The following is a 23,998-nucleotide window of genomic DNA, read 5'->3' as shown; positions in this document are numbered from 1 at the left end:
GGTCCCTCAGACCCTACGCCGCAAAGCCCCGGAGCGTAACCCGCGCGGCGCCATTCGGTAATGTCTGATCATGGACATCGACACCCTGCTCAATTTCCTGTTGGTCCTCTTCTTTGTGCTGCTGGGCGGGGTGTTCGCCGGCACGGAGATGGCGCTGGTGTCCCTCCGCGAGAGCCAGGTCCGCCGGTTGGAGAAATCCGGCAAGCGCGGGGCCCGGATCGCCGCACTGGCGGGCAACCCCAACCGGTTCCTGTCCACCGTCCAGATCGGCGTCACCCTGTCCGGATTCTTTTCCGCCGCCTATGGCGCCTCCACCATCGCGCCGGACGTCGAGCCCCTCCTGGAGGGAATCGGCTTCGGCTCCTCCGCCGAACCAATCGCCTTCATCGGCATGACGCTGCTGGTGGCGTACCTTTCCCTGGTGCTCGGCGAACTGGTGCCCAAGCGCCTGGCCATGCAGAGCGCCGTCGGCTTCACCAGGGTCCTGGCCCCGCCGCTGGGCGTCCTCTCCGAGATCATGCGGCCCGCCGTCTGGCTGCTGTCCGTCTCCACGAACGCGGTGGTGCGGCTCTTCGGCGGCGACCCCCACGCCAAGCAGGAAAGCATCAGCTCCGAGGAACTGTGGGACATGGTGGCCGAGAGCGACATGCTGGAGGAACACAGCCGCAGCATCCTCAACGACGTGTTCGGCGCCGGCGAGCGCTCGCTGCAGGAGGTGATGCGCCCGCGCACCGAGGTGACCTTCATCAACGGCAGCATGAGCATCGCCGAGGCGCGCAGCATGGTGCGGGACGGCCCGTTCTCGCGCTATCCCGTCATGGACAAAACGCCCGACGACGTCCTGGGCTTTGTCCATATCCGGGACCTCATGCCCCGCGACGGAGAGTACGACGACGGTCCGGTGCGGGGCATCGCGCGGGAAATCCTTCCGCTGCCGGGCACCAACAAGGTGCTGCCCTCGCTGTCCCGGATGCGCCGGCTGGGCCAGCACATCGCGCTGGTGGTGGACGAGTACGGCGGCACGGACGGCATCGTCACTCTGGAGGACCTGGTGGAGGAGCTGGTGGGCGAGATCTACGACGAGTATGACACCGGCGTGGACGCCGAGGACCGCATCATCCGGGCCAACGGGACGGTGGACGTGGACGGCGCCCTGATCCTGCAGGAGTTCGAAACCGCATCCGGCATCGAACTGCCGGAGGGCCACTATGAGACCGTGGCCGGGTACGTCATCGACCGGCTGGGCCGGCTCCCCCGGGTGGGCGACAGCGTGGAGGTGGCCGGCCACGTGCTCACCGTGACGGCGATGGACCGGCTGCGCATCTCCCGGATCCGGGTGACTCCTGCGGACGGGCAGGCGGGCGTAGACTGACGCCACCGCTGACTGTGGAGGCAGGAAGCCATGAAGACAATCCGGGCGCAGGTCCTCGAAGCTGAACAAAGTGCCGTCCTGGGGCCCGGGGACGATGAGCGGTTTTCCGGGTACGGGGTGATGGGCCTGTCCTTCAGTTCCGGCCATGTTCTGGCCATGCGGCGTTTCCCCGTGACCAGTGTTGGGCCCGGGTACAGGTCGGTGTGGCTACGCCGGCCCTCCGGCTCCTGGACCATCTACGCCGACGCCCCGCCTGCTGTGTCCTGCGCCCGCTACTTCGGAGCGGCGCTGGAGGCTGCGGTCCAATGCCCCATCACGGTCATTTGGACGGGCGATTCGGCGTTCAGTGTCCGCATTGGCGGGGACGTGGACCTGGCGTGGGACCTTGAGCTGGCATCAACGCCCGTCACCCGTGCGATGACGGCGGTGCTGGCGGCCCTGCCTGCCGCGGTCCTGGAGAACACGGCGGTCCTGAAGGCCATGGGTGCTGCCTCGGGTCCGGCGCTCCGCGCGGGCCGGTTGGGGCTGACGGGCGCCGTCCCCAACGGGCAGGGCTTCCGGGCGAAACCCCGCCGTATGTGGTTCGTCTCCCGGAGCTCTGCCTCGCTGGCCGGGCAAGACTTTGGCAGCCTGCAGCCCCTGCGCGTGCAGACCCGGCTGGGCGACTTCTGGATTCCGCAGCGGGGCATCTTCCTGATCGGCGCGTCATCCTTTGACGCGTTCGACCCCGCCCGCCATCTTCCGGCCAGCGTTCCCGGGGCTGCCTGAACGCCGGCCCGCGGAACCTTACGCACCCGCCAGGCTTTCCAGGACACCAAGCGCGACGGCGGTCCCATCCTCTGCGCGCATCAGCTCACCGGTGCGCGCGGCCTGGTTCCGGCAGCTTCGGGCTTCGCCAAGGGCCCTGGCCAGCTTGTCCGCGGTGAGTTTCCGGTACGGGAGCGGACTCGGGCCGAGGCCGCGCCGGTGCAGGACCGCTCCCCAGAACGGCTGGTCAGCGATGAACGGCACCACCACGGACGGAACACCTGCCCGTGCCACGGCGTGGACCGTTCCAGCGCCGCCGTGGTGGATAGCGGCCGCGCCGCGTGGCAGGACCATGTGGTGGGCCACCGACTCCCTGACCAGGACGTCGCCGCCCATCGCGGCCGCCGGAATGTCGATCCCTCCCCAGCCCGTGGCAACCAGCACCCTCAGGCCGTTCCTCCGGGCCGCCTCAATGATCGCCGTGCCCCGGCCCGCGGCGTCACCGGCCTTCATTGAGCCGAACCCCGCGTACACAAAGTCCCCGCCCTCCAGGAAAGCCGACAGCTCGTCGTCGATCTCCGCGGCCGCGGGTTTTTCGGCCCAGTGGCCCGTAAGGTGCACCGACGCCGGCCAATCGGACGGGCGGGGAAGCAGGTGGGGACTGACGGGGATCAGTGTGGCGCGGGTTTCCGTTGTAGGTCCGGTTCTGCCGGGCAGGATCTCCAGGGCAGCCTGCAGTTCCCGCCTGAACATCAGTGTGGCCGCCCTCGCCGGTGCGTAGCTGGCCCGGTTCAGCGGGCCCAGGCTGGCCGCGGGGATGATGGGCGACGGGAACTCCCTGGTGGGCGTCAGCGCGGGCACGGTCTCCACCAGCACTGACGGGATCCCCAGCCTGTGGGCCGCGGCCGGAGCACTGAGGATTTTCGGGTGATAGACCACCACATCCGGGGCGTAGGCCGCGATGTGCTCCACGGCCGCGGAGAGCAGCTGGCTAACCGCGGGCCGGATCACTGTCCGGAACGTCCTGGCCGCAGCCCGGGGAGAAACCCCCTGGTCACTGACGAGCCGGGCGAAGTCCATGCGCAGGCTGACGGTGTCCAGCCCGGCGGTGTCCGCGCCGGAGTTCTCCGGAATGGCAATCCGGACCTGGTGCCCCCGGGCCGCGGCGGCCCGGGCCAGCGCAAAGAAGGGTTCCACGTCGCCGCGCGTCCCGGCGGTCAGCAGCATCATTTTCATCGCTGGGTGCTCCATCTCATCATGCTCCTATGGCCGTCGAATCATGACAAAGGGGAAGCCGGCTGGGCTCGGGATCCAGTTCGAATAGGCAGACTCTTGTCACTGCCTATTGCGTGCGGGTGCCCTATTGGGTCTCACCGTGAACTGCACCCTAATCCAAGTCGCTCCTCTAGGCGGTCAGTGCTCGGCCACATATTGTTTGCACTTAGCCTCGTTCTTGAATTTCTGTGGGAAGATCTTCCAGCCGCCGTTCTTGCACTCTTCTTTGGTGAGCGGCTCACGAGGGGCGACGCCGTTGGATGTGAGGAACTCCTCGGTGAAGGTCTTGTGCGCAGCCGCGCGGTTGCCGTCGAATTCTGCGTCCCGCGCTTTGGCTGTTCCGCTGTCGACGTATGTTCTGCCGTCGGTCTCGATGGTCGCGGAGTAGGTCAGGGCAGTGGTTTCGAAGAAGCCGTAGAAAACGGGCTGTGAGGTACCAGTGCACCAGGCGAATCCGGGCGCGAATTCAGGTAATTCCTTGGTGCCGGTGATTATTGTTGAGCCGCTGGTGATGGTGAAGGTGGCGTGGAAGGAAGACATGGTCGGTGCCGACTCGGGCAAATTGAAGGGCATGTACCCCGCACCGATGGTGATGTCCTCCACGAAAGTGCCGGGGTATGGGCCCGTGGCCGTTCCCTCTGCATGATAGGTGAATGTGCCCGCTGCTGCTCCGCTGTTGCAGGTCCCCACGGCACCTTCCGGACCTTGAGTCCCTGTAAGGACTTCACCGGCGAGGCTGGGGGGTAATTCCGCTGCTTGCGCTCCGGGGACGCCGGCCAAGCCGCCAACGAGCAGGAGTGGCACAAGGAGTATCTTCAGGGATTTCATTGTTTGTCCGCTTTTCAAAGGATTCCAAGCATGAGTCAGATGCGAAGCAAATTGACGTGTGATTAAGCACGGCGATCGGGTGGAAAGCCTGCACGGTTTGAAGGCACACAAAGACATGGACAAGTGTGCCCTGGACATCTGAGTTGTTGGTTGACTCACTGGGTGCGTAGATACACACGCTGAAGCCAATGCGACGGCCTGAGAGGCCGAACAGTCCCGTGGCGCGTATTGCGCCGGGGCTTTATCAAGGTATCCAATTACGTCTTTGCGTCGACACCTATGCGAAGGATAGTCCTTTTAGGTGCGGCCGACTAGGGAAACTTGCGGTACTTACTAAAGACCTCCTCCGGCTCCATCAAATGGCTTGAGCTGATCTTTAAAGTTGGCGGGAAAGTGAAGTAGGAAGCTAATTCATTCCAAGGCGTGCTCGCTGTTTCCAGGCTGTGCATATTCGCCGGCCCCGGTGGTGAAATTCCCGCTCGTGGTCCTGGCGCTTGTGAGCAGCCGGCCACGTGGGTCCCCGTCGTCCACGGTAATGATGGTATTGGTTTTGAACCGGTGTGACTCTTCGTCCACTTGACGCGTTCTTCGGGGCGCTGTCTTTCACATGTATTGTCCGCTGGTTCATGACCTTTTCGCGTTGGGCTGGGCGGTCATGACTTGATAGTAGCTTGACCATGATCCCCTTACCGTGTTGTCTGCCCACCCAGGCCACGTGATCTCGCTTCGTCAGGGAAGGCACTATGCCGGATAAGGAAGAAGTCCGAGTCATTGTCGGTGTGGATACTCATGCGGACACTCATCACGTTGCCGTTGTTACCGAGCACGGCCGGCCTCTGGCGGACCGTGAATTCGTCGCAACAGGATCCGGGTACCGGAAAATTGTTGAGTTCGCCCGGTCCTATGGGGAGGTTGTTGCGTTCGGTGTTGAATGCACCGGCACCTACGGTGCTGCGCTGACCAAGGTGCTGCGCTCCGAAGGCCTGTCCGTGGTGGAGGTGAACCGGCCCAACCGTCAGCAGCGCCGGCTCAGGGGCAAGTCCGATCCTCTGGATGCATATGACGCCACTGAATCGGTGTTGGCTGAGCGCTGCACTGCTGTTCCCAAGGACAAGGACGGCCCGGTGGAGTGCATGGGTGTGCTGCGGGCGTCACGATCGTCGGCCATGAAGGCGAGGACTGCTGCGATCAACCAGATCAAGGATCTTCTGGTCTCCTCTCCCGAGGTGATCAGGGAGAAATACCGTGGCATGGTGACGGCGGCCATGATCGCGGCGATGTCACGGGCCAGGCCTGCTGGTCATCATGCAGACCCCGTCCATGTGACTGCGTGGACTCTGAAGAAACTGGCCTGCAGATATCAGTCACTTACCGAGGAAATCACTGAGGCCGATTCGGCGTTGAAGGAAATTCTTGATGCGTACGCGCCGTTGCTCTGCGACCTTCCGGGAGTCGGTGTTGAGGTTGCCAGCCAGCTGCTGGTGACAGTGGGCGACAACCTGGAACGTGTCGGCAGCGAGGCCCAGTTCGCGGCACTGGTGGGGGTAGCGCCCGTCCCCGCGTCCTCGGGCAAAACGAGCCGTCACAGGCTGAGCCGCGGCGGGGACCGCAATGCCAACAAGGCCCTTCATCATGTCGTGTTGGTGCGCATGGGCTCTGATCCCAGGACGAAGGCATACGTGGCCAAACGAACGCTGGAAGGTAAAGGCAAACGGGAAATCATGCGGCGCCTGAAGCGCTATGTCGCCCGCGAGCTTTTTCGACAGATTATGAACCCCGTCCCGGCCCCTTCAATTGCCGATCTGCGACCGCTCCGACAAGAGCTGGGACTGACCCTTCAGAACGCGGCCGAGCACCTACATCAATGGCCGTCTTACCTTTCCCGACTGGAGCGCGGGCAAACCAGAAACGATAGTCTCATCTCCGCGTATCGGCGATGGCTGGAGGAACAAGCGGCGCCGGCGAGAGGCTGAGGCTGACCGTTCATCCGGGATCGGCAAGGGCAAGGGCAACCAGCCCACCGCTTCCACTAAACTCTCGGCATGGGGGATAACGAGAGGCTTGGTCAGTCGCGTCGATTCCGTCGGTGGGTCATTGCCGCTGTTGTGGTGCTCCTGCCGGCTTTGTTCCTGACGCACGTCGCTTTGTTCAATCGCTGGTACCTGAGTCCTGGCAACGCAGTGGAGGCTTTTGAGTACCAGCCGAACCTTCCGGTGACCAACGCCCGGGACGTAACCTCCGAGGTCTGCTCAGCTCAGGTGAGCTGTAGAGCAGCAATCGTGGCAGACGAGATTGCGGTGTACCAGTTTTGGACACGTGGTGCCGCACAGGAGTATGCCCGCACGCTAGGGGAGGACGGGTACCAGTCGGACTGGCTCGTGCTGCGTTACGAAGACGCAGGGAAGATGACAAACAGCGACATGAGCTACGGTTCCCTCATTGATGCCATGTGGACCAGCGACTAGCCGGATCATGACAAGGTACTGGCCGCCCGGCGTACGCTGAGGGCTCCCTTGCGGGCTTCCGCCGTGGCTACATATCCGAGCGGCAGCCTCTCCTGGATCCCAGAGCCCTGTACTTGAGGCAGTCTCCTAGGACGTACTAATTTCCGGGGTTGTCACTGTCCAAGGACTCAGGTGACGTTTGCCCAGGCTGCTGACGCTTGGCTCTTTTGTTCAACCACTGCTCGCGATACTCGTCTGTTTCCTTGGCATGCTTGTTACCGGACCTAACTCCAATCCAAGTGCCCAAGCCGGCACCCAAACCTATAAGAACGCCAGCGCCCCACTCCCAACCCAACAAAAGCCCCAGTGTCACGACGACGGCAGCGGTGATCAACGAGGCAACCAAGACTTTTTGCTTACGCAACATGTTGATGCTCCCGACTTTGGTGTTTTGCGGCGAAGGGTGGTCTAGGCGCCGATGGGCAGATTGTTCCATGAGAACAGCCGCACTACCACGTTCGAAAGAAGCTGGCACGCGGTTGATTGGTTTGTAGCCTTCTGACATCCTCCGGTGCTTGGTCTATCCGCAGACCAGGTGACTTTGAGCTGTCCACGGTTGGGGGCAATTCGGGTTATCCACGGCTGGAATATTTGGGAGCCATTGGGCAGCTCCCTCGGCAGTCGTAGCGGTGGATAACCCGTTAAGAATTGTCCCCAATTGTGGGCAGCTGACACCAAGCTGCCACTGCCACTGCTCAACTCGACGATTGACAGCTATAGGAGCGTCATGTGTGCGGGAAAAGCCCGAAGGTTCTATGTTTTACCATGGGTGCGTCATCAGGCTGTGAGGTCCCGCCTGCGCAGGAAGTAGGCGGCCAGCGCGGCCCCGGCCGCCGCCACGAGCAGCAGGCCCACCGCCCCCGCTTGGTTGAAGGATTCCACCGGCATGGCGGAAGAGTGCCGGAACGGGCTCGCGTCCTGCAGCCACGCCGGCAGGCCGAACAGCTCCCCGAACTCGCCCAGGACTATAGCCACAGCAAGCACGCCCCACGCCACCAGGATGCTCAGCCGCGGTGCCAGCGCGAAAGCGACCGCGGCCGCGGCCAGGAACACCAGGGCTGCGGGGACGTGCGCCAGCGCCGCCGGCACCAGTGACCAGGCGGGCCCGTCGGAGGTCCCTGAGACAGCCAGGCCAACGGCGGCAGCGGCTCCCGCCGTCGTGGAGACCACGGCGGCGGAGACCGCGGCGACGAACAGGTTGGCGCCCAGCCAGCGGGCACGGGATACCGGCGCTGACAGCAGGATCTCCGCCCTGCCTTCCGCTTCCTCGGCGCGCATCCGAAGGACTGCCTGGATCCCGGCGGCGGCCGCGAACACCCCGGCCATGCCCAGCAGTGCCGTGACGAACACGTCGATCAGTCCGGCCTGCCCGCCGGGCACCAGCCGCTCGATCAACTCCTTCACCGGCCCCAGGCTGGATACCGTCTCAGTGACTGCCGGGCCAAGGGCACCCGCCACGGCACCCAGGGCTCCCGCCGCAATGCACCAGCCAGCCACCGTGGCCCGCTGAAGGCGCCACGCCAGGCCCACAAAGGAGGTACCGCCCACCCCTGCGCGCTCCCTGCCGGCACGCTCGGGCAGCAGGCTGGCACCCACGTCCCGCCGCCGTCGGACCATCACCGACACGGCGCCCAGGACGGCCGCCGCAGCCAGCGGCACCAGCAGGAAAGCCAGGTCCGGGCTGGTGAACGGCCGCGTGCGCTGGCCCCAGCCGATGGGCGAGAGGAGCGACGGCCAGGCACTCGTGACGTGCAGCAGGTCCGCTGACGGGGTCCCCAGCGCGTCTCCGATGCCGCGGACCAGGTAGGCCGCGCCGACCAGTCCCGCGGCGGCACCGTTCGCGCTGCGTCCCGAGGGCAGGGCCTGTGCGGCCACGGCCGCAAGTGCCACAAAGAAGATGCCCACGCCCCCGACGGCGGCACCCGCCGCAGCCGAACCGGCTGCGGGCAGTCCGGCCGCAATGAAGGCACCGGCTACAAAGACGGCCAGCACCAGGTTGGCCGCGGCGCCCAGCAGCAGCGTTGCCGCCAGGGACGCGGCCCGCTGGATAGGCACCGAACCGAGGAGTTCGGCCCGTCCCAGCTCTTCATCCGAGCGCGTGTGCCGCACCACCAGGAAGGTGCTCATCAGGCCGGCCAGGACTGCGGTGAACGCGTAGCCCTGGAAGAACACCACCGCGCCCACGCCGGTCCCGTCCGGCAGGCCGCGGAGGAACAGGAACGCCGGATTCGCTGCCGCCAGGGTGAGGATGGCGGCCTGCGCTGCCTCATCCCCGAACTGGGTGGCGACGGCGGTGGAGGTGGCGAAACTGAGCAGGGTGATGCCCAGGATCCAGACCGGCAGCGCCACCCTGTCCCGCCGGGCCTGGAACAGGAGCAGTCGCAGCACCCCGGACATCACAGCACCCCGCTGTCCGTACGCTCGCTGCTGTCCTTGCCGTTGCCGGCCCGCTGCTCTCCATTGCCGTCGCTGTAATGGCGCAGGAACAGGGACTCCAGCGACGGCGGAGCCACCGACAGGCCGCTGATCCCCGGTTCCGCGATGCCGGCCAGGACAGCCCCGAGGTCCCCGGGGTCGGCGTCGAACTCCGCGGCGCTGCCGGCAATGCTCACCCCGTGGGTTCCTGGCATCGCAGCCAGCCGTGCCGGATCAGCCAGCCCGGTGACGCGGAAATGGGTGCGCTGCAGGTGCCGCAGCTCGCCCAGGGTGCCCGTTTCCACGGCTGTCCCGGCGCGGATGATGGTCACCCGGTCACAGAGCTGTTCCACTTCGCTGAGGATGTGGCTGGACAGCAAAACGGTGGCTCCATCCCGGCTGACCCGCGCAATCTGGCGCCGGAACACGGCATCCATCACCGGGTCCAGGCCGGCGCTCGGCTCATCCAGCAGGTACAGCCGCGCAGGGCGGGCAAACGCCGCTATCAGGGCGACCTTCTGCCGGTTGCCCTTCGAATAGGTGCGGGCCTTCTTGCGGGGATCAAACTCGAACTCCGCGATGAGGTCGCGGCGCAGCTTGTCGTCGGCACCGCCGCGGAGGCCGGTGAGGAGGTCGATGACTTCGCCGCCGGAAAGGTTCGGCCACAGGCTCACGTCGCCCGGAACGTAGGCAACGTCCCGGTGCACGCTGACCGGGTCGGCCCACGGGTCCAGCCCGAAGACGCGGGCGATGCCCGTGGTGGGCCGGATCAGGCCCAGGAGGATCCGCAGCGTGGTGGATTTGCCGGCGCCGTTGGGACCCAGGAATCCGTGCACCTCCCCCGGCGCCACACTCAGGTTGAGGCCGTCCAGCGCCCGGGTTCTGCCGAAGTCCTTAACCAGGCCGCGGGCTTCGATAACGGGTTGTGCTGCTGCATTCATCGGCAGTCCGCTCCTTGGCTCGTCACGCGAACGCCCTTGGCGGCGCCAAGGCGTTCCGCAGGAATTGACTGCGGGCCGACCAGGCTTCCCGGCTCTCCGATCCACAGCATACAAGCGCGCGCACCGGCGTGGAAGGGCCGTACAGTACTGGCGCTGTGGCGCGTTTCCAGGGCAGCGCCGGGGCCTTCAGGCCACCAGCCTGGCCACCAGTTCGCCGCGGCTGCCCACGCCCACCTTCTCGAAGAGCGACTTCAGGTGGTCATGCACAGTGTGCGGCGAGATGAACAGGTGCCGGGCGATGTCCGCCGTCGGATTACCGGACAGCACCTCCAGGCAGACCTCCTGCTCGCGTGCCGTGACGCCATACGCGGCCAGCAGCAGGGTGGCCAGGTCATGGGTGGTTGCGGGCTCCACGGTGACCACCATCTGCTCGGGATCGTCACCGGTGATCAGGCGGCTGGCCTGCAGCACCACCCAGTTGTTCCCGGCGTCGCGCATCCTGGCTCTGGCCGTACCGGACACTGCGGCGGAGGCCTGCGCCACCAGCGAGTACAGCACCATGCTGAAACGGCCCGGCAAGGCATCCTCCACCCCGGCCAGCCAGGAAACGGCGGCGGGGGTTGCCGCCCTCAGTTCCCCGTGCGGGCCGGCAATGACAATCACAGGCCCGACGGCGGCTGCCCGGGCTGGGTGCCCTGCCCTCACGGCGATCCTGGTGGCTGCCGCGAGGGTGGCTGTCACCGCAGCCAGGAACTCCACCTCGCGGTCCGTGAAGTCACGTCCGGCATCGCGGAAGATGCTGCCGACACCCCAGCAGGCATCGTCCACCCGGAATGCCGCCCGCAGTTCGTGCTCCAGGCCCTGCGGCTTGAGCAGGTCATTGATCCGGACGCTGCGGACCACCTCCCGGTGCGGGGCGTCGGACATGCGTGCGATGGGACAGGGACGCCGCAGCAGCTGGGCGAAGGTGTTGGGTTCGTTGCCCGCGTATTCGGTCTCTGCGAAGCGGGCCGAGTACTCCACGAACTCCTCTTTCCGCACCGGCCACGGCTTCCAGTTGGTGATGGACGTCATCACCAGGTTCTGGGGGTCGACGCCGGCCCAGCACCCCTGCTCGAACGGCACCGTCCGCTGCACCACGGCGAGCGCCGCAGGGTAGAGCTCCGCCAGGTTCATTCCGCTGGTGCCCAGGGCGGCGATGTCCCGCCGGGCACGCTCAGCGCGCTCCTCCCACATAGCTCCAGTATCCGCCCGGGTGGCCGCACCGCAATCCCCCAAAGTGGGGAATCCCCGAGCACCCCGGAACACCCTGGCAGGGGATGGGGAAGGTGAGCACCGGCGTCGTACTCTTCCCTCATGAACGCCGTATCCCAGATCTTCGCGGTCCTCGCCGCCGTGGTGTACATCGCGGTGTTCCCGCTGGAAAGCTTCCTGATGCACCGGCCGTGGGCGCAGAAGTTCCTGAGTACCCCGCCGCGGAACGTTCCGGCCGTGATGATGTGGGCCATCCCCACCGGGTTCCGGAACCTGGTGATCGGCCTGGGAGTCCTGGCGGGGGTGGCCGCGGTGAACATGGGCTACCTGGTGGTGGGCTACACCCTGGTGGTCTACTGCTGCCTGAACATGGTGCTGACCGCTCCGGCCATGTTCCTGGCGGACATGCTGGGCCACTATCCGAAGAAGGGCGACAGCATCCCGGGCACCCTGGGCGCCACCGTTCCGGCCCTGCTGGCACTGGTGACGCTGCCGTTCTGAAGCAGGGTAGCCGTGTCCGTTGACAGCATATTGCGGCGGACGTGCAATTAAAGTGGTTCCGGCAGCAGCCGAAGCCAATCCACGAAGCGGCCCCCGCTTCCGTGAGGCCGCCCAAAATTGGAGGTCCACAATGGGACAGGCACGCGAAGTCATGGACCGTCTCACCACGGCCATGGACGAAAAAGACAAAGAGACGCTGGCCCGGTGCTACGCCGCCAACGCTGTTGCCTACACCCCCGACGAGGGGGAACTGACCGGGCGCGACGCCATCACCACCTATCTCTTCCACTTCTGGGAGTCGATGCCCGACGTCCGGTACGAGCACGGTGACAGCTACGAGGCCGGGAACGTGGCCATTGACGAGGGCTTCGTCGTAGGGACAAACACCGGGCCGCTGAGCCTGCCGACCGGAGAGACAATACCGGCGACAGGGAAGCAGATCAGGGTCCGGAGCTGCGATATCGCCCGGGTCGAAGGAGGCGAAATCACGTCCCACCACTTCTACTTCGACCAGGTGGAGTTCCTGGGACAGCTCGGACTGATGCGCGAACTGACGTCGCACTGACAGGTGGAACGCCAGGACCAACCAACAAAAATGCCGTGGACACCCTGCGAGGGTATCCACGGCATCGTGTTGCTGGGCGCAGATGGTCAGCGCTCGCAGGCCACGCCGTCGGAGTCGCCATCCATCCCTGGGCGGTAGCCCGGCTGGCCCCGGTACAGCGGCGCCGCTCCCGCTGCCTTGGCAGCTGCACAGTTGGGGTAGTAAACGGACGACGGCGCCGGCGCTGCGGGAGCCGGTTCAACGGGGACAGCCTGGCGGGCTGCTGCATCCCGCGCCGCCTGCTCAGCCGCGGCCTGGGCTGCAGCTGCTTGTGCTGCCTGTTCTGCGGCAGCCTGCTGAGCCGCAGCTTGATCAGCGGCAGCCTTGTCCGCCGCTGCTTTCTCCGCCGCAGCCTGCGCGGCAGCAGCCTGCTCAGCGGCGGCTTGCTCAGCAGCAGCCTTTTCTGCCGCCGCCTTTTCTGCTGCCGCCTTCTCGGCAACGACTCGCTGTGAATCGGCCTCAGACATCCACACCAACCGCTGGTCGCTTCCCGCAGTGCAGATGAGCGTTTGGTTGTTGTGCTTGCGCGTCTCAGCAGCCGTAGCGCAGGTGGAGTTGGCAGGGTTCGTTGCCGTTGGTGTGGGAGTTGGCGTAGCCGTTGCCGTTGCCGACTGTTCAACGGGACTGACCAGGGTTGCCTTGTCCGTATCCACGCGCGGGGCAGCGGTAGCACCAACTACGCCCGCACCCAGGATCAATGCAACAAATCCGGAAACGGCTACCAGCCCGCCGGACTTGCGGTGCGGCAGCCCCACCCAGGACCGGCGTTTGAAAAGGAATGCATAAAGCCCGGTGAGCAGGGCAGCAAGGCCAAGAATAAACAGCACCATTCCCAGCCCACCCACCAAGGCGAAGGGAATGAGCAGGAGCAGCAGCACTGCCGCCACAATCCAGAAAAGCACGGTTGGTTTCCAGCGCTGCTGCGGCTGCGCAGGAGCATATGGGTGGTTCGAATAATTGGTCATGTTTCCCCCTAGGAAATGGTGGTGATGGTGATGCACATGGGGCGTGTAAACCCCAAGCCAGTGGGTCAGCCTTCGCAGGCGACGCCGTCAGAATCGCGGTCCAGCCCGGCCCGGTAACCTGCCTGGCCGGCGAAGATCGGGGCAGCACCGGCAGCGCGGGCAGCGGCACAGTTGGCGTAGTAGGCAGGTGCCGGGGCAGCAGGGGCAGCCGCTGGAACCACCGGTGCGGGCGCAACGGGAGCCGGAACCGCGTCCGGAGCCGGGGCGGGTGCCGCGGCGATCGGTGCCGGCTCAGCCTGGGCTGGTGCGGGCGCTGGAGCGGCAGGAGCCTGGTTGGTGGGCGCCAACTGGTCCGCGCAACTGGCCAGGATGGCGGCCATCGCGTTGTGTTCGGCCTGGGTGACCCACAGGCGGTATGTCGCTTTCACCGAAATCTGCCGGGCAATGTATTCGCACCGGAACCCCTTGTTCGGCGGCAGCCACGTGGCGGCGTCGCCGTCGCCCTTCTTCTGGTTGGTGGGCCCGTCCGTGGCCTGCAGGTTCAGCGGATCGTTGGCGAACGCCGTCCGCTGTTCCGTGGTCAACTGCTGGGCACCCTTCTGCCAGGCGTCGCTGAGCGCAACAACGTGGTCGATCTGAACCTTGCTGCTGGTCCCGCTCCCCCGCAGGAAGCTGATGGATGTTCCTGTGTACGGGTCGGCCAGCATCCCGGACTGCACCTTGCAGGGCACACTGTTCGTGAACGTGATACCCGTCAGGTCGCGCCCCAGGATGTCATTCCGGGTGTCGCATCCGTTCCGGTCCACGTCCGCCCACGCCTGGCCGAACAAGGCGCGGTCATATCCAGTCTTGGGCGCACGGCCCTTGATGGGCAGGGTGGCCAGCAGGTCGGCCGCCTTGGTGGCGAAGGCAGGCTGCAGCCTTGGAGCTTCCACCGTGGCACCCTGCGCCACCAGGGCAGTGGTCTCTGGATCCAGCGGCGCGCCCGTGTCCCGGGCTGGTGGAGCGGATGACGGTGGAGGCGCGGCTGATGGGGCCGTGCTGGCTGTGGAGGGGGGCTGCCGTAGCTGTGCTCTGCGCGGCGGCGGGCTCCAGGTCTCCGGAGAATGCCTTAGGCAGCGAAGCGGCTCCGGCTACGAAGAGTGCCAGGGAGATCCCGAGTGCGATGGCGCCGGATTTCCGCCGTGGCCGCGGCCGCGGTCCGGGCGTCGAAGCCGACGGGGCAGGCCCCAGCCCGGTCCCATGGTTCGTCATTGATTTTTCCCCCAACAAATAAAGGCCCGGCAGCACGCCGGGCCTTTTGCTTAGCCACAAGTGGTTATGGTGAGGAGCCTATTTCCCGGGAAACCCGGAAATGCGGAAACTGCGGGAAGCCTGAGGCAACGTTGATTCTGCCTTGATCCCGCCTTGATCTTTGGTGTAACACTGCGGATAAAAAGCCCTGCGCACCACGGTGCGGCGGCCGACGGCGGCGCGTGCCGCCGTCGTAATCTTCCCTTCGGGAACCGCCCCCTGAACTACGCGCGCTGGGCGATGTTCAGGATGTTTCCCTCGCTGTCCAGGAACCAGGCGCCCTTTCCGAATGAGTCGGTGGACACGCCGTTCTCCGTCTTCAGGCCGGGGAAATCGTAGTCCTCGAAAGTGACGCCGCGGCCGCGCAGTTCCTCCATTTCGCGTTCAAGGTTGTCCGTCTCCCAGCCCATCTGGGTGTTCTTGGCACTGCCGGCGTTGTCGGTCTGGTAGATGAGGAAGCTGGTGCCGTTGCCGCAGCGGTACATCAGGCTGTCCTCGATGGTTTCGGAGGGTTCCAGCCCCAGCTTGTCACGGTAGAAATCCTTGGCCCTGTTGATGTCCTTCGCGGGAAGAACAGCCATGATTGCTGAATCTTTGAGCATGGTGATTCCTTTATGCGTTGTGCGCGCTGATGGCGGTTGCTCTCCCCCGGCTGCGCTCCCCCGGGACAGTCCGGTACGGGGCACATGGCCGCCCGTCGCGCCACTTCCGGGGCGGCCACCTGGAACTCTGCGTGCCCCGCCAGCCATCAATGGCGCGAGGGTCCCCGAAGCCTACGTGGCCATTATGGAACCGAATTGCGCCCACGGAAATAGGTAATTTTTACTGTCCCTGCGGCGGTTTCAGGCCCCTGGCGTACGCGGCCTGTCCCACGTGCTGGAGGCAGTCCGCGAGAGTGCTGACAAGCCGCACGCCGAGGGTGACAGGCGGGTCCCAGCGGGTGTCCACGACGCGGTCAAGGTCGCCATCACCGAGTGTCTCCAGGAAGTCCACGGTCTGCCGGTGGACGGCGTTGTAGTAATCCAGGAGCAGTCCCGGCTCAGCGCGCACGGCGTCCACCTGCTCACTGGAATGGCCGTACCCGGTGTCTTTCCGGGACAACGGCAGGCCGAAGCGGCCCACAAAATCCTGCGCGGTCCACACCTGCTCGCGGCCGGCGACGTCCGCCACCTGCGCATCCTCCACGCGGCCCAGGTGCCAGGCCAGCCAGGCGATCGAGTTGCCGGTGCCTTCTGGCCGCAGGGCCAGCGTCCCGGCGTCGAGCCCTTCAAGGGTGGCCTCCACGGTTTCGCGGATCCGGCCAAAGGCGTCCAGCAGCAGTTCGTTGGTTTTCACGGTTCCGTCCTTCGTGCAGCGGTCATTTCTTGCGGATCTCCGCCCGCCGAAGCCGGACCATCTCCTCCACCACGTCCTCGGGGACGGGATGGTCCGGGGTGAAGCGGACTGTGCCCTTGGACAGTGAGAAGCCCTCCAGCCTGGGTGCGACGGCGTCCACCACCTCGGGCGAGAAAGGGAAGATGGAGAGGTGCTTGGCGGCCGCCACCACGCCGATCAGCGGTTTGCCGTCCAGCTTCAGGGCAGGCATCCCGTAGCTTCGGCCTTCCTCGGCGTCCGGGACGATACGCCGCGCGGCCGCGATAACGCGCTGCAGGCAGACACGTTCAGGTTCGGGCAGAGCGGCAAGGGAATCGTCAACGTCACCCATGCGGTCAGTCTAGACCCGGGCGTACGACGGCGGGACGGCCGGTTCCAGCGCGGCGGCACCTCGCTGCGCGGCAAGGTAGCACCGGGCTTTCCCGCTACGCTTTCGCGGCCTTGATCGCCTTACGCACCGCCGCCCCGACCGCCGAAATGACCGGCACCAGGCAAACCAGTGCCACCACGGTGTTGGGCCGGAAGGACACCTGCCCGCCGACGTTCCGGTACACACCAAGCGGCAGCACCATTCCGCCTCCACCGCCGCCGGAGGCACCGTCCGGCCCGGCTTCGCCGCCTCCGCCAAAGCCGAAGGACACCAGCGCCACTGGAATGACCTCTTCCCCTCCGAGCTGGACCGGGGAACCGTACGCCCTGGAGACGCCAATGTTCTTGAATGCTTCAATCAGGGACGGGAATGTATCAGCCATGGCCCCCACCCTATGGGCGTTGGGCCGCGGGCAACAGACCTGCCGGCGGCTGGTCAGCCTTTGCGCGGTGGAGCCGTGGAGCCGCGCACCACCAGCTCGGTTCCCAGCTCGATCCGCTGGGGCAGTTCCTCGTCCCCGTCCAGGTGGCGGAGCAGCGCGCGCATGGCCGTCTCGGCCATCTGCACCACGGGCTGCCGGACGGTTGTCAGCCCGGGCTCCACCCACTCGGCCGCGGGGATGTCGTCAAACCCCACGATGGACAGGTCGTCGGGAATGCTCAGCCCGGCCGCGCGCGCCGCCCGGTAGGCACCCAGCGCTTGGTCATCGTTGCCCGTGAAGATCGCGGTGGGCCGGTCCTCCAGCTGCAGCAGTTTGCGGGTGGCGGCCTCGCCGGACTCGATGGAGAAGTCGCCGGGAACCATGAGGGCAGGATCCACCTGAATCCCCGCCCGGCGCAGCGCAGAGCTGTAGCCGTCTTCGCGCGCGCTGCTGCACTGCAGGTCCTCGCGGCCGCCAATCATGCCGATCCGCTTGTGCCCCAGCTGCAGGAGGTGCTGCGTGGCCGAGTACCCGCCGTCCCAGTTGGCTGCGCCCACCGTCATCAGGTCCGGGCCGGGCTGCCCCACCGGATCAATCAGCACCACGGGGATGCCCAGCGACTTGATCCGCTGGATCTGCTTGGCGTCCAGCTGGTAAACCGCCATCAGCAGACCGTCCGACTTCCGCTCGGCAACGTTCGCCAACCACGGGCGGATGCGCGAGCCGTCCAGGCTGAGGCTGCTCACCACCGTGCCGTAGCCGGCAAGCTGCGCCACGCGCTCAACGCCCTCGATGATTTCCAGGGCCCATTCCGAGCCCATCCCCGGAAACACCAGGTCCACCAGCCCGGCCTTCTTCCGCTGCTTGGCCGGGCGGCGCGCATAGTCGCGCCGGGCAATGATCTCCTCCACCCGCGCCCGGGTCTCCGCCGCCACATGGGCGTGCCCGTTCAACACCTTGGAAACAGTGGGAACGGAGACCCCGGCTTCGCGGGCAATCTCACTGATCGTGGCGCGCCCCGTGTCCTGCTTGCTCACCAAGCCGTCCTTTCGGCCGGGACAGGCCCGGCTTAGCTATCGGAAAGTTCCCACGTCTGGATGCGGCCGCACATGCCGTAAACCCTGCGATTCTTCCGTTGCCCCATGGTAGTCCGCGCCTTGCCCAGGTAGAAACTTTCCGCCGCGTCCAGAGAGGCCAGCTGCTGCCGGGTGTTCTCCGCCTGCCCCGCTGCGCCTCCAGCCAGGAGTTCGGCCCAGGCTGCGGTCCTGGGAGCCACCAGGCGGGCAGCCGCGGCATGGAACTCCGCGAGGGCCGCAGGCCCGGATTCAATCACGGCGGCTTTCAGCGCCAAGTACCCATCCAGCGCCAAATCACGACGACGGCGGGCCGCCTCTTCCCCTTCGGCCAGTCCGGCGTCGGCATCCTTAATTTCCAGCGCGGCGGCCCTTCCGTACGATTCGGCGTCCATCAGGTGCTGAGGCGGGAACGTCATCACGGCGTCCCCGTTTTCCGGCAGCCCGGCGTTCTGCATCACCACCAGGACCTTGAGATCGCCCGAGTCATTGACGGCGCGGTGCACCGTTCCGGGGGTGAACCACAGCACCACCCCGGGCTCCAGCGGCGTGGAGGTGAAGCCGTCCGAGTTCAGGGTCTCCAGCCGGCCTGTGCCTTCCAGCACCACATACGCTTCCGTGGAGGCGGTGTGCATGTGCGGTGAACCGCCGGCGCAGCCGTCCGCGCCGGGCCAGTCATAGATGGTGACCTCGGAAAGACCGGTGGCACCGGGGAACGTGGATCCCACGGTTATGCCCAGCTTTCCAGTGCCTGCTGCGCCGCTCCGGCCAAGGCTGCGGCGCGCGTCCCGTCCACCGCGCCGTCGGCGACCACCACGGCGTAGCGGTAGGTCAGGGGTGAGCCTTCCTCCAGCGGCACCTCCCGGCTGAAGAACGGAGCCGAGCCCAGGCATGCGAACATCGATGACCTGGCGAACCACTGGGTAGGAGCACCGGGGTTGGCGCCGTCCTCCGTGAAGAGGATGGTGGAGGACCGGCATGTGTCGTCATGCTTCCCGGTGAAGGCGATCCACGGTGAGCGTGTTCCCATGAACTCGTCCCCGCCCGTTCCCTCCGGGCTGCGGAACTCGCCGCCGGTGAAGGACCGCGGGCCACGCCAGAACAGCCCGCCGTAGCCTGCGTTGTCCCGGCCCTCGGTGGTGGGGCTTCCGATGGTGATGACCTCGCCGGAAATGTTGCTTATTTCGGACTCGAACAGGATGGCGTAGGCGCCCTCCGTGCCGTCGCCGTCCAGGAGCTGGATGCTGAAACGGCGGTTCTCCGCGATGACAGGTTCCCCGTCCTGGGACGTCCAGGCAAGGGATTCCGACGCCGTGATCCCCGCTTCGGTTTCCTTGACCGCCGCGAATGCCTGGTGGGTCATGGCGCCGTTGTTGTCCAGGTTCGCGTACTCGGTGGCGCGGGTGTACGTGGCACCGCCCCAGAAGTTGTGCTTTCCCACGTTGGGCAGTGCCCAGGACAGTCCCTTGTGCCAGACGTGGTCCCATGGACGCGAAATGGTGACCTCGTCGCCTTCCAGGGTTGTCAGCGGGTGGAAGAACGGCCGCGGGCTTTCGTACTGGTCGTCGGTGGGCTTGTAGGTATAGGTGGCGATGGTCCGGCCGTTGGCGGTGAAGCTGAGGGCGGCGCCGTCGTCCAGGACGCTGAGCTGGCGGGTTGTGGTGGCTGCGGGCATGGTCATTGAAAAGTCTCCTTGAAAGTTGCGGGTTGTCAGGCGCGGGCGGCCCGGAGGGCGGTGGCGTCCAGCACTTCGGCGCCCAGCCCCTCGCCGTCCATGCCGGCGTAGAAGGGGTGGCCGGGGACGATATCGCCGCGCCGGACCGGGGTGCCGGTGAAGGCGGAGGCGTAGATAGCGGCGGCAAGTTCAAGCGTCTGGCGTGCGGAGTCCGCGCCGGCCGGGAGGGGACGCCCGGCGTCGAGCGCGGCATACATGGCCAGGAACTGCGCCGAGTGCCCGCTCCCCCGTTCCAGCGGCTGCCCTGTCCACGCGTTGTTGACCTGTTCTTCGTGGCCGGGGGCGGCCGTGATGGTCCAGTTGTCGGTGCTGTAGCCGTAGAGGTGGCTCAGTTCCACGGTGGCGAACTCGCAGTCGATCCTGATCTCCGAGGTTTCCCGGGGTGACAGCAGCGAGTTGACGATGGTGGCCACCGCGCCGTTCTCGAACCGGACCAGCGCCGCGGACAGGTCCTCGGTGGACGTGGCACGGTCCTGCCGGGTGGCAATGGCGGTGACTTCCTCCCACGGGCCCAGCAGGTGCAGGAGGAGATCGAACTGGTGGATGCCGTGGCCCATGGTGGGTCCGCCGCCCTCCGCGTTCCAGGTGCCGCGCCAGGGCAGGTCCCAGTAACTGTCCGGCCGGTACCAGAGCGTGTCACAGCGGGCCACCAGGGGACGGCCGAATTCCGCGGCTCCGATCAGTTCTTTGGCAGCCGCCGACGCATCGCCGAAGCGGTGCTGGAAGACGCAGGAGAACTGGGCACCACCCTTTGCCTGCGCCTTCTCCAGCCGGTCAAAGTCAGCGAGGCTAAGCGCCGGCGGCTTCTCGGACAGGACGTGGACGCCCGCCTCCAGGCACTCGATGGCCTGGTCGATATGGAACATGGGCGGGGTGCAGAGATGCACAATGTCCGGTTTGGCCCCGGCCAGCAGATCGGCCAGGTTGAGGTACCTGCCCTCAATGCCGTGCTGGCCGGCGAAGGCGTCCAGCCTGCCCTGGTCAACATCGCATGCAGCAACGAGCTCCGCCCTCCCTCCTGTCCGGGCAAGGTTGTCCGCGTGCACCGCCGCTATCCCGCCGGTTCCCACGATGGCCACTCTGTACGTCCGCATGATTTCTCCGTTGTTGCAGTAGATGTTGTTGCAGTCAAAGATTCGAAACTTTCTAAGGAAAATACAGAAGTTTCGAACACAGGCTTGAGCTTCTTCCCGCTTCTGCAATCAACCGTATGGAGCTTCTTGATCCCCCGTCAAGGATTTAGGACCTAGAAACTTGTAATAAGTTTCTGATAGTTTCAGAGAAACACTCACTATCCCTAGGAGAAGCCCGTGACGAGCGGTGCCGCCGAGAAGCAAGCACTAAGCCAGCACAGCGTTCCGGCCGGCGGCAGCGACGCCGTCGAACGCCTGGTCCGTGAGATGACGCTGGAAGAGAAGCTGGCGCAGCTGGCCGGCGTCTGGGTCAATGCCTCAACGGACGGCGACTCCGTGGCTCCCCTGCAGAACGAGATGGCCGGCGATGGACGTTCCTGGGAGGAAGTGATCTCCCATGGCCTGGGACAGATCACCCGCATGTACGGCACCGTCCCCGTGGAGCCGCTGGAGGGTGCCCGCCGGCTGGCGGCCGCGCAGGAACAGATCATGGGAGCCTCCCGCTTCAGCATCCCCGCGCAGGTCCATGAGGAATGCCTCGCGGGCCTGGCCGCATGGAAGGCCACGGCGTTCCCGGTGCCCCTGGCCTGGGGCGCCACCTTCAACCCCACCCTTGTCCGGCGGATGGCCGGCCTGATCGGGGACCAGATGCGGCAGCTCGGCGTCCACCAGGGCCTTGCCCCTGTGCTGGACGTGGTGCGCGACCTGCGCTGGGGCCGGGTGGAAGAGACCATCGGCGAGGACCCGTACCTGGTGGGCATCCTGGCCAGCTCCTACGTGGAGGGCCTGGAGGGGGCAGGGATCGTGGCTACCCTCAAGCACTTCGTTGGCTACTCCGCGTCCCGCGCCGGCCGCAACCACGCCCCGGTGTCCATGGGCCCGCGGGAGCTGGCCGATGTGATGCTGCCGCCGTTCGAACTCGCCATCAAGCACGGCGGAGCCCGTTCCGTGATGCACGCCTACACGGATACCGACGGCCTCCCGGCGGCCGCCAACCGTGCGCTCCTCACCAACCTGCTCCGCGACGAGTGGGGTTTTGCCGGGACGGTGGTGGCCGACTACTTCGGTGTCGCCTTCCTCAACGTCACCCAAGGCGTTGCTGCCGATTCCGGCGAAGCCGCCGCCCTTGCCCTGACCGCCGGGGTGGACGTGGAACTGCCCACGGTGAACTGCTACGGCAAGCCGCTGCACCAACGGGTCCGCGAGGGTTCGGTTGCCGAGGCGCTGGTGGACACCGCGCTGCGGCGGGTGCTGACCCAGAAGCAGGAGGCCGGGCTGCTGTCCCCGGACTTCAACCCAGCGCCCCCGGCACTTTCCGCCGGAACCGTCAACCTTGACCCTGCGGTGAACCGCGCCCTGGCACGGGAGATCGCAGCGCAGTCGCTGGTGCTGCTGAGCAACAGGACGCACGACGGCGGCCCAGCGCTGCCTCTGCCCGGCACCTTGGGCGGTGCACTTGGCGTGGTGGGGCCGCTGGCACAGGACCCCTTCGCGATGCTGGGCTGCTACTCCTTCGACGCCCACGTGGGTGCCTCGCATCCTGACGTGCCAATGGGTATCCGCATCCCCACCGTCATCGACGCTGCCGCCTCCCGTTTCGGATCCGTCCGCAGCGCCGCCACCGGCACCTGCGAGACCATCACGGAGGAACAGATCGAGGAGGCATGCACCGTCGCTGCCGGGGTGGACACCTGCGTGATCGCCGTGGGAGACAACGCCGGCCTCTTCGGCCGCGGCACATCCGGGGAAGGAAACGATGCCGCCGACCTCCGGCTCCCGGGTGACCAGCACCGCATGCTTGACCGCGTGCTGGCGGCCGCCGAGGCCGCGGGGACGCGCACCGTCGTGGTGGTCCTCAGCGGCCGGCCCTACGCGCTCGGGGACTTCGTGGACCGCGCCGGCGCCATCATCCAAGGCTTCTTCCCCGGCGAGGAGGGCGGCGAGGCGCTCTGGGACGTGCTGACCGGCGTCGTCAATCCTTCCGGCAAACTGCCGGTGTCCGTTCCGCGCACCCCCGGCGGGCAGCCCGGCACCTACCTTCGCAGCCGGCTGGCCGGCCCGTCCGGCGTCAGCGCCCTGGACCCGTCGCCGCTGTTCGGCTTCGGCCACGGGCTCTCCTATACAAGCTTCGCGTTCTCGGACCACGTGGCCGGCGCCCCTGCAATGTCGACGGCGGAAGCGGTCACCGTGAGCTGCACGGTCACCAACACTGGAACCGTCGACGGGGCCGAGGTAGTGCAGCTCTACCTGGAGGATCCGGTAGGCGAGGTGGTCCGGCCGGTGCGGGAGCTGATCGGATTTGCCCGGGTGGAACTCGCGGCAGGGTCCTCGGCAGCGGTCGAGTTCACCGTGCATGCGGACCGCATGTCCTTCACGGGTGTGGACCTGAAGCGCGTGGTCACGCCCGGCCTGGTGAAACTGCATGTGGCCACCTCAAGCACGCAGGATGTGCACACCCATGAAGTGATCCTTCACGGCGAGCGCCGCGTGGTGGGTTTCGACCGCGAAATGCTGACGCCGGTGAGGATCACCCGGCAAGGCTGAGCTTGGCGTCGGGCACTCAGCGCCTGGTCTCGTACCTGGTCAGGACCACACCGCCGGGAAACGTCCGGGTCTCCACTAAATTCAGGTTCACCCAGTTGTCCACGGCTGTGAAGAACGGCGTGCCGCCGCCCACCAGGACCGGATGGGTGACAAGCGCGTACTCGTCGATCAGCCCCGCGCGCATGGCCGCCGCGGCGAGTGTGGCACCGGCGATGTCCATGGAGCCGCCGTCGTCGGCTTTGAGGCGGGTGATCTCGGTGACGGCGTCGCCCGTGAACAGGCGGGTGTTCCAGTCAACCGTCCTGGTCGCCGAGGAGAACACGACCTTCGGCATGTCCCGCCAGCGGCGGGCGTATTCGATCTGAGCCGATGTGGCGCCAGGCTGCTGGTCGGCGGTGGGCCAGTGGGAGCTCATCGCCTCCCACAGTTTGCGGCCGTATAGGGCCAGGCCTGTCGCCCCCACCCGGTCGGACCACCACTGGAACAGCTCGTCGCTCGGGACGCTCCAGCCGAGGTCATCGCCGGGCGCGGCGATGTAGCCGTCCAGGCTCAGGTTCATGCCGAAGGCCAGTTTGCGCATGGCGTCAGTTTCCCGTGAGTCGGTACCCGCTGTACAGGCCAGTACGGCGCGGCGATGTGCCGAAGATTG

General features: G+C 66.3%; 24 protein-coding genes. 7 read left to right on the top strand and 17 right to left on the bottom strand.

What is annotated here, in order from left to right:
- The first annotated feature begins 70 nt into the window (after window positions 1–70).
- Both IEX43_RS12005 and IEX43_RS12000 read left to right on the top strand, forming a co-directional pair.
- Window positions 71–1,372 carry a hemolysin family protein gene (locus IEX43_RS12005; RefSeq protein ID WP_188811296.1) on the top strand — a complete coding sequence of 434 codons (1,302 nt, stop codon included), beginning with the start codon at window positions 71–73 and terminating at the stop codon, window positions 1,370–1,372.
- A gap of 30 nt (window positions 1,373–1,402) precedes the next feature.
- A complete protein-coding gene (locus IEX43_RS12000; protein ID WP_188811295.1) occupies window positions 1,403–2,140 on the top strand; it encodes a hypothetical protein in 738 nt (245 codons plus the stop codon).
- 18 nt (window positions 2,141–2,158) lie between these two features.
- On the opposite strand, the gene IEX43_RS11995 is transcribed toward IEX43_RS12000, so the two are convergent.
- Together IEX43_RS11995 and IEX43_RS11990 are read right to left on the bottom strand one after the other, a co-directional pair.
- Window positions 2,159–3,370: a glycosyltransferase gene (locus IEX43_RS11995; RefSeq protein ID WP_229666432.1), complete on the bottom strand. Its 1,212-nt coding sequence runs from the start codon at window positions 3,368–3,370 to the stop codon at window positions 2,159–2,161.
- 162 nt (window positions 3,371–3,532) lie between these two features.
- A complete protein-coding gene (locus IEX43_RS11990) occupies window positions 3,533–3,997 on the bottom strand; it encodes a hypothetical protein (protein ID WP_188811294.1) in 465 nt (154 codons plus the stop codon).
- Window positions 3,998–4,965: 968 nt separating this feature from the next.
- On the opposite strand from IEX43_RS11990, the gene IEX43_RS11985 reads away from it, so the two are divergent.
- Both IEX43_RS11985 and IEX43_RS11980 read left to right on the top strand, forming a co-directional pair.
- A complete protein-coding gene (locus IEX43_RS11985; protein WP_229666431.1) occupies window positions 4,966–6,195 on the top strand; it encodes an IS110 family RNA-guided transposase in 1,230 nt (409 codons plus the stop codon).
- A 69-nt stretch (window positions 6,196–6,264) separates the two neighbouring features.
- A complete protein-coding gene (locus IEX43_RS11980) occupies window positions 6,265–6,687 on the top strand; it encodes a hypothetical protein (protein WP_188811293.1) in 423 nt (140 codons plus the stop codon).
- Window positions 6,688–6,823: 136 nt separating this feature from the next.
- On the opposite strand, the gene IEX43_RS11975 is transcribed toward IEX43_RS11980, so the two are convergent.
- The 4 genes from IEX43_RS11975 to IEX43_RS11960 form a co-directional block, all read right to left on the bottom strand.
- The gene (locus tag IEX43_RS11975; protein WP_188811292.1) at window positions 6,824–7,231 is read right to left on the bottom strand and encodes a hypothetical protein; all 408 of its coding nucleotides are present in this window, start codon (window positions 7,229–7,231) and stop codon (window positions 6,824–6,826) included.
- A 272-nt stretch (window positions 7,232–7,503) separates the two neighbouring features.
- On the bottom strand, window positions 7,504–9,123 hold the full coding sequence (locus IEX43_RS11970) for an ABC transporter permease (protein WP_188811354.1): 1,620 nt from the start codon (window positions 9,121–9,123) through the stop codon (window positions 7,504–7,506).
- Window positions 9,123–10,082 (bottom strand): ABC transporter ATP-binding protein, encoded by a 960-nt coding sequence (locus IEX43_RS11965; RefSeq protein WP_188811291.1) that lies wholly within the window; start codon window positions 10,080–10,082, stop codon window positions 9,123–9,125. Before IEX43_RS11965 ends, IEX43_RS11970 begins: the two co-directional genes overlap by 1 nt.
- 186 nt (window positions 10,083–10,268) lie before the next feature.
- Complete coding sequence (locus IEX43_RS11960) at window positions 10,269–11,318, bottom strand: helix-turn-helix transcriptional regulator (RefSeq protein WP_188811290.1); 1,050 nt, start codon at window positions 11,316–11,318, stop codon at window positions 10,269–10,271.
- A gap of 120 nt (window positions 11,319–11,438) precedes the next feature.
- Here IEX43_RS11960 and IEX43_RS11955 point away from each other — a divergent pair, with 120 nt between their 5' ends.
- Together IEX43_RS11955 and IEX43_RS11950 are read left to right on the top strand one after the other, a co-directional pair.
- On the top strand, window positions 11,439–11,837 hold the full coding sequence (locus IEX43_RS11955) for a DUF1304 family protein (protein ID WP_104186288.1): 399 nt from the start codon (window positions 11,439–11,441) through the stop codon (window positions 11,835–11,837).
- Window positions 11,838–11,967: 130 nt separating this feature from the next.
- A complete protein-coding gene (locus IEX43_RS11950) occupies window positions 11,968–12,402 on the top strand; it encodes an ester cyclase (protein ID WP_188811289.1) in 435 nt (144 codons plus the stop codon).
- 86 nt (window positions 12,403–12,488) lie between these two features.
- Here the strand turns inward: IEX43_RS11950 and IEX43_RS20305 are convergent, their stop codons facing one another.
- The 10 genes from IEX43_RS20305 to IEX43_RS11900 all read right to left on the bottom strand — a co-directional run bounded on the left by IEX43_RS20305 (window position 12,489) and on the right by IEX43_RS11900 (window position 20,766).
- Window positions 12,489–13,406, bottom strand: coding sequence for an excalibur calcium-binding domain-containing protein (locus tag IEX43_RS20305; protein WP_229666430.1), 918 nt, complete (start codon window positions 13,404–13,406; stop codon window positions 12,489–12,491).
- A 65-nt stretch (window positions 13,407–13,471) separates the two neighbouring features.
- A complete protein-coding gene (locus tag IEX43_RS11940; RefSeq protein ID WP_308422233.1) occupies window positions 13,472–14,341 on the bottom strand; it encodes a GmrSD restriction endonuclease domain-containing protein in 870 nt (289 codons plus the stop codon).
- A gap of 582 nt (window positions 14,342–14,923) precedes the next feature.
- Window positions 14,924–15,301, bottom strand: a complete 378-nt coding sequence (locus IEX43_RS11935) for a VOC family protein (RefSeq protein ID WP_188811287.1) — start codon at window positions 15,299–15,301, stop codon at window positions 14,924–14,926.
- A 220-nt stretch (window positions 15,302–15,521) separates the two neighbouring features.
- Complete coding sequence (locus tag IEX43_RS11930) at window positions 15,522–16,034, bottom strand: mycothiol transferase (RefSeq protein ID WP_188811285.1); 513 nt, start codon at window positions 16,032–16,034, stop codon at window positions 15,522–15,524.
- 22 nt (window positions 16,035–16,056) lie between these two features.
- Window positions 16,057–16,404, bottom strand: a complete 348-nt coding sequence (locus IEX43_RS11925; protein ID WP_188811283.1) for an iron chaperone — start codon at window positions 16,402–16,404, stop codon at window positions 16,057–16,059.
- Window positions 16,405–16,498: 94 nt separating this feature from the next.
- The gene (locus IEX43_RS11920) at window positions 16,499–16,825 is read right to left on the bottom strand and encodes a hypothetical protein (RefSeq protein ID WP_188811281.1); all 327 of its coding nucleotides are present in this window, start codon (window positions 16,823–16,825) and stop codon (window positions 16,499–16,501) included.
- Window positions 16,826–16,878: 53 nt separating this feature from the next.
- The gene (locus IEX43_RS11915; protein WP_188811279.1) at window positions 16,879–17,904 is read right to left on the bottom strand and encodes a LacI family DNA-binding transcriptional regulator; all 1,026 of its coding nucleotides are present in this window, start codon (window positions 17,902–17,904) and stop codon (window positions 16,879–16,881) included.
- A 29-nt stretch (window positions 17,905–17,933) separates the two neighbouring features.
- Window positions 17,934–18,665, bottom strand: coding sequence for a cupin domain-containing protein (locus IEX43_RS11910; protein WP_188811277.1), 732 nt, complete (start codon window positions 18,663–18,665; stop codon window positions 17,934–17,936).
- Window positions 18,666–18,667: 2 nt separating this feature from the next.
- Window positions 18,668–19,618, bottom strand: coding sequence for a DUF6807 domain-containing protein (locus tag IEX43_RS11905; RefSeq protein WP_188811275.1), 951 nt, complete (start codon window positions 19,616–19,618; stop codon window positions 18,668–18,670).
- Between the two features lie 29 nt (window positions 19,619–19,647).
- Window positions 19,648–20,766, bottom strand: coding sequence for a Gfo/Idh/MocA family protein (locus tag IEX43_RS11900; protein WP_188811273.1), 1,119 nt, complete (start codon window positions 20,764–20,766; stop codon window positions 19,648–19,650).
- A 216-nt stretch (window positions 20,767–20,982) separates the two neighbouring features.
- Between IEX43_RS11900 and IEX43_RS11895 the strand changes: the two genes are divergently transcribed.
- Window positions 20,983–23,349, top strand: a complete 2,367-nt coding sequence (locus IEX43_RS11895; RefSeq protein ID WP_188811271.1) for a glycoside hydrolase family 3 N-terminal domain-containing protein — start codon at window positions 20,983–20,985, stop codon at window positions 23,347–23,349.
- 16 nt (window positions 23,350–23,365) lie between these two features.
- Here IEX43_RS11895 and IEX43_RS11890 read toward each other — a convergent pair whose 3' ends face one another.
- Window positions 23,366–23,929 (bottom strand): dihydrofolate reductase family protein, encoded by a 564-nt coding sequence (locus IEX43_RS11890; protein ID WP_188811269.1) that lies wholly within the window; start codon window positions 23,927–23,929, stop codon window positions 23,366–23,368.
- Window positions 23,930–23,998: the final 69 nt, after the last annotated feature.

The sequence above is a fragment of the Pseudarthrobacter polychromogenes genome (assembly GCF_014644495.1).
In the GTDB taxonomy this organism is placed as follows: Bacteria; Actinomycetota; Actinomycetes; order Actinomycetales; family Micrococcaceae; genus Arthrobacter; species Arthrobacter polychromogenes.
Note: the sequence above shows the minus strand (reverse complement) of the source record. Positions and strands in the feature narration are given on the sequence as shown.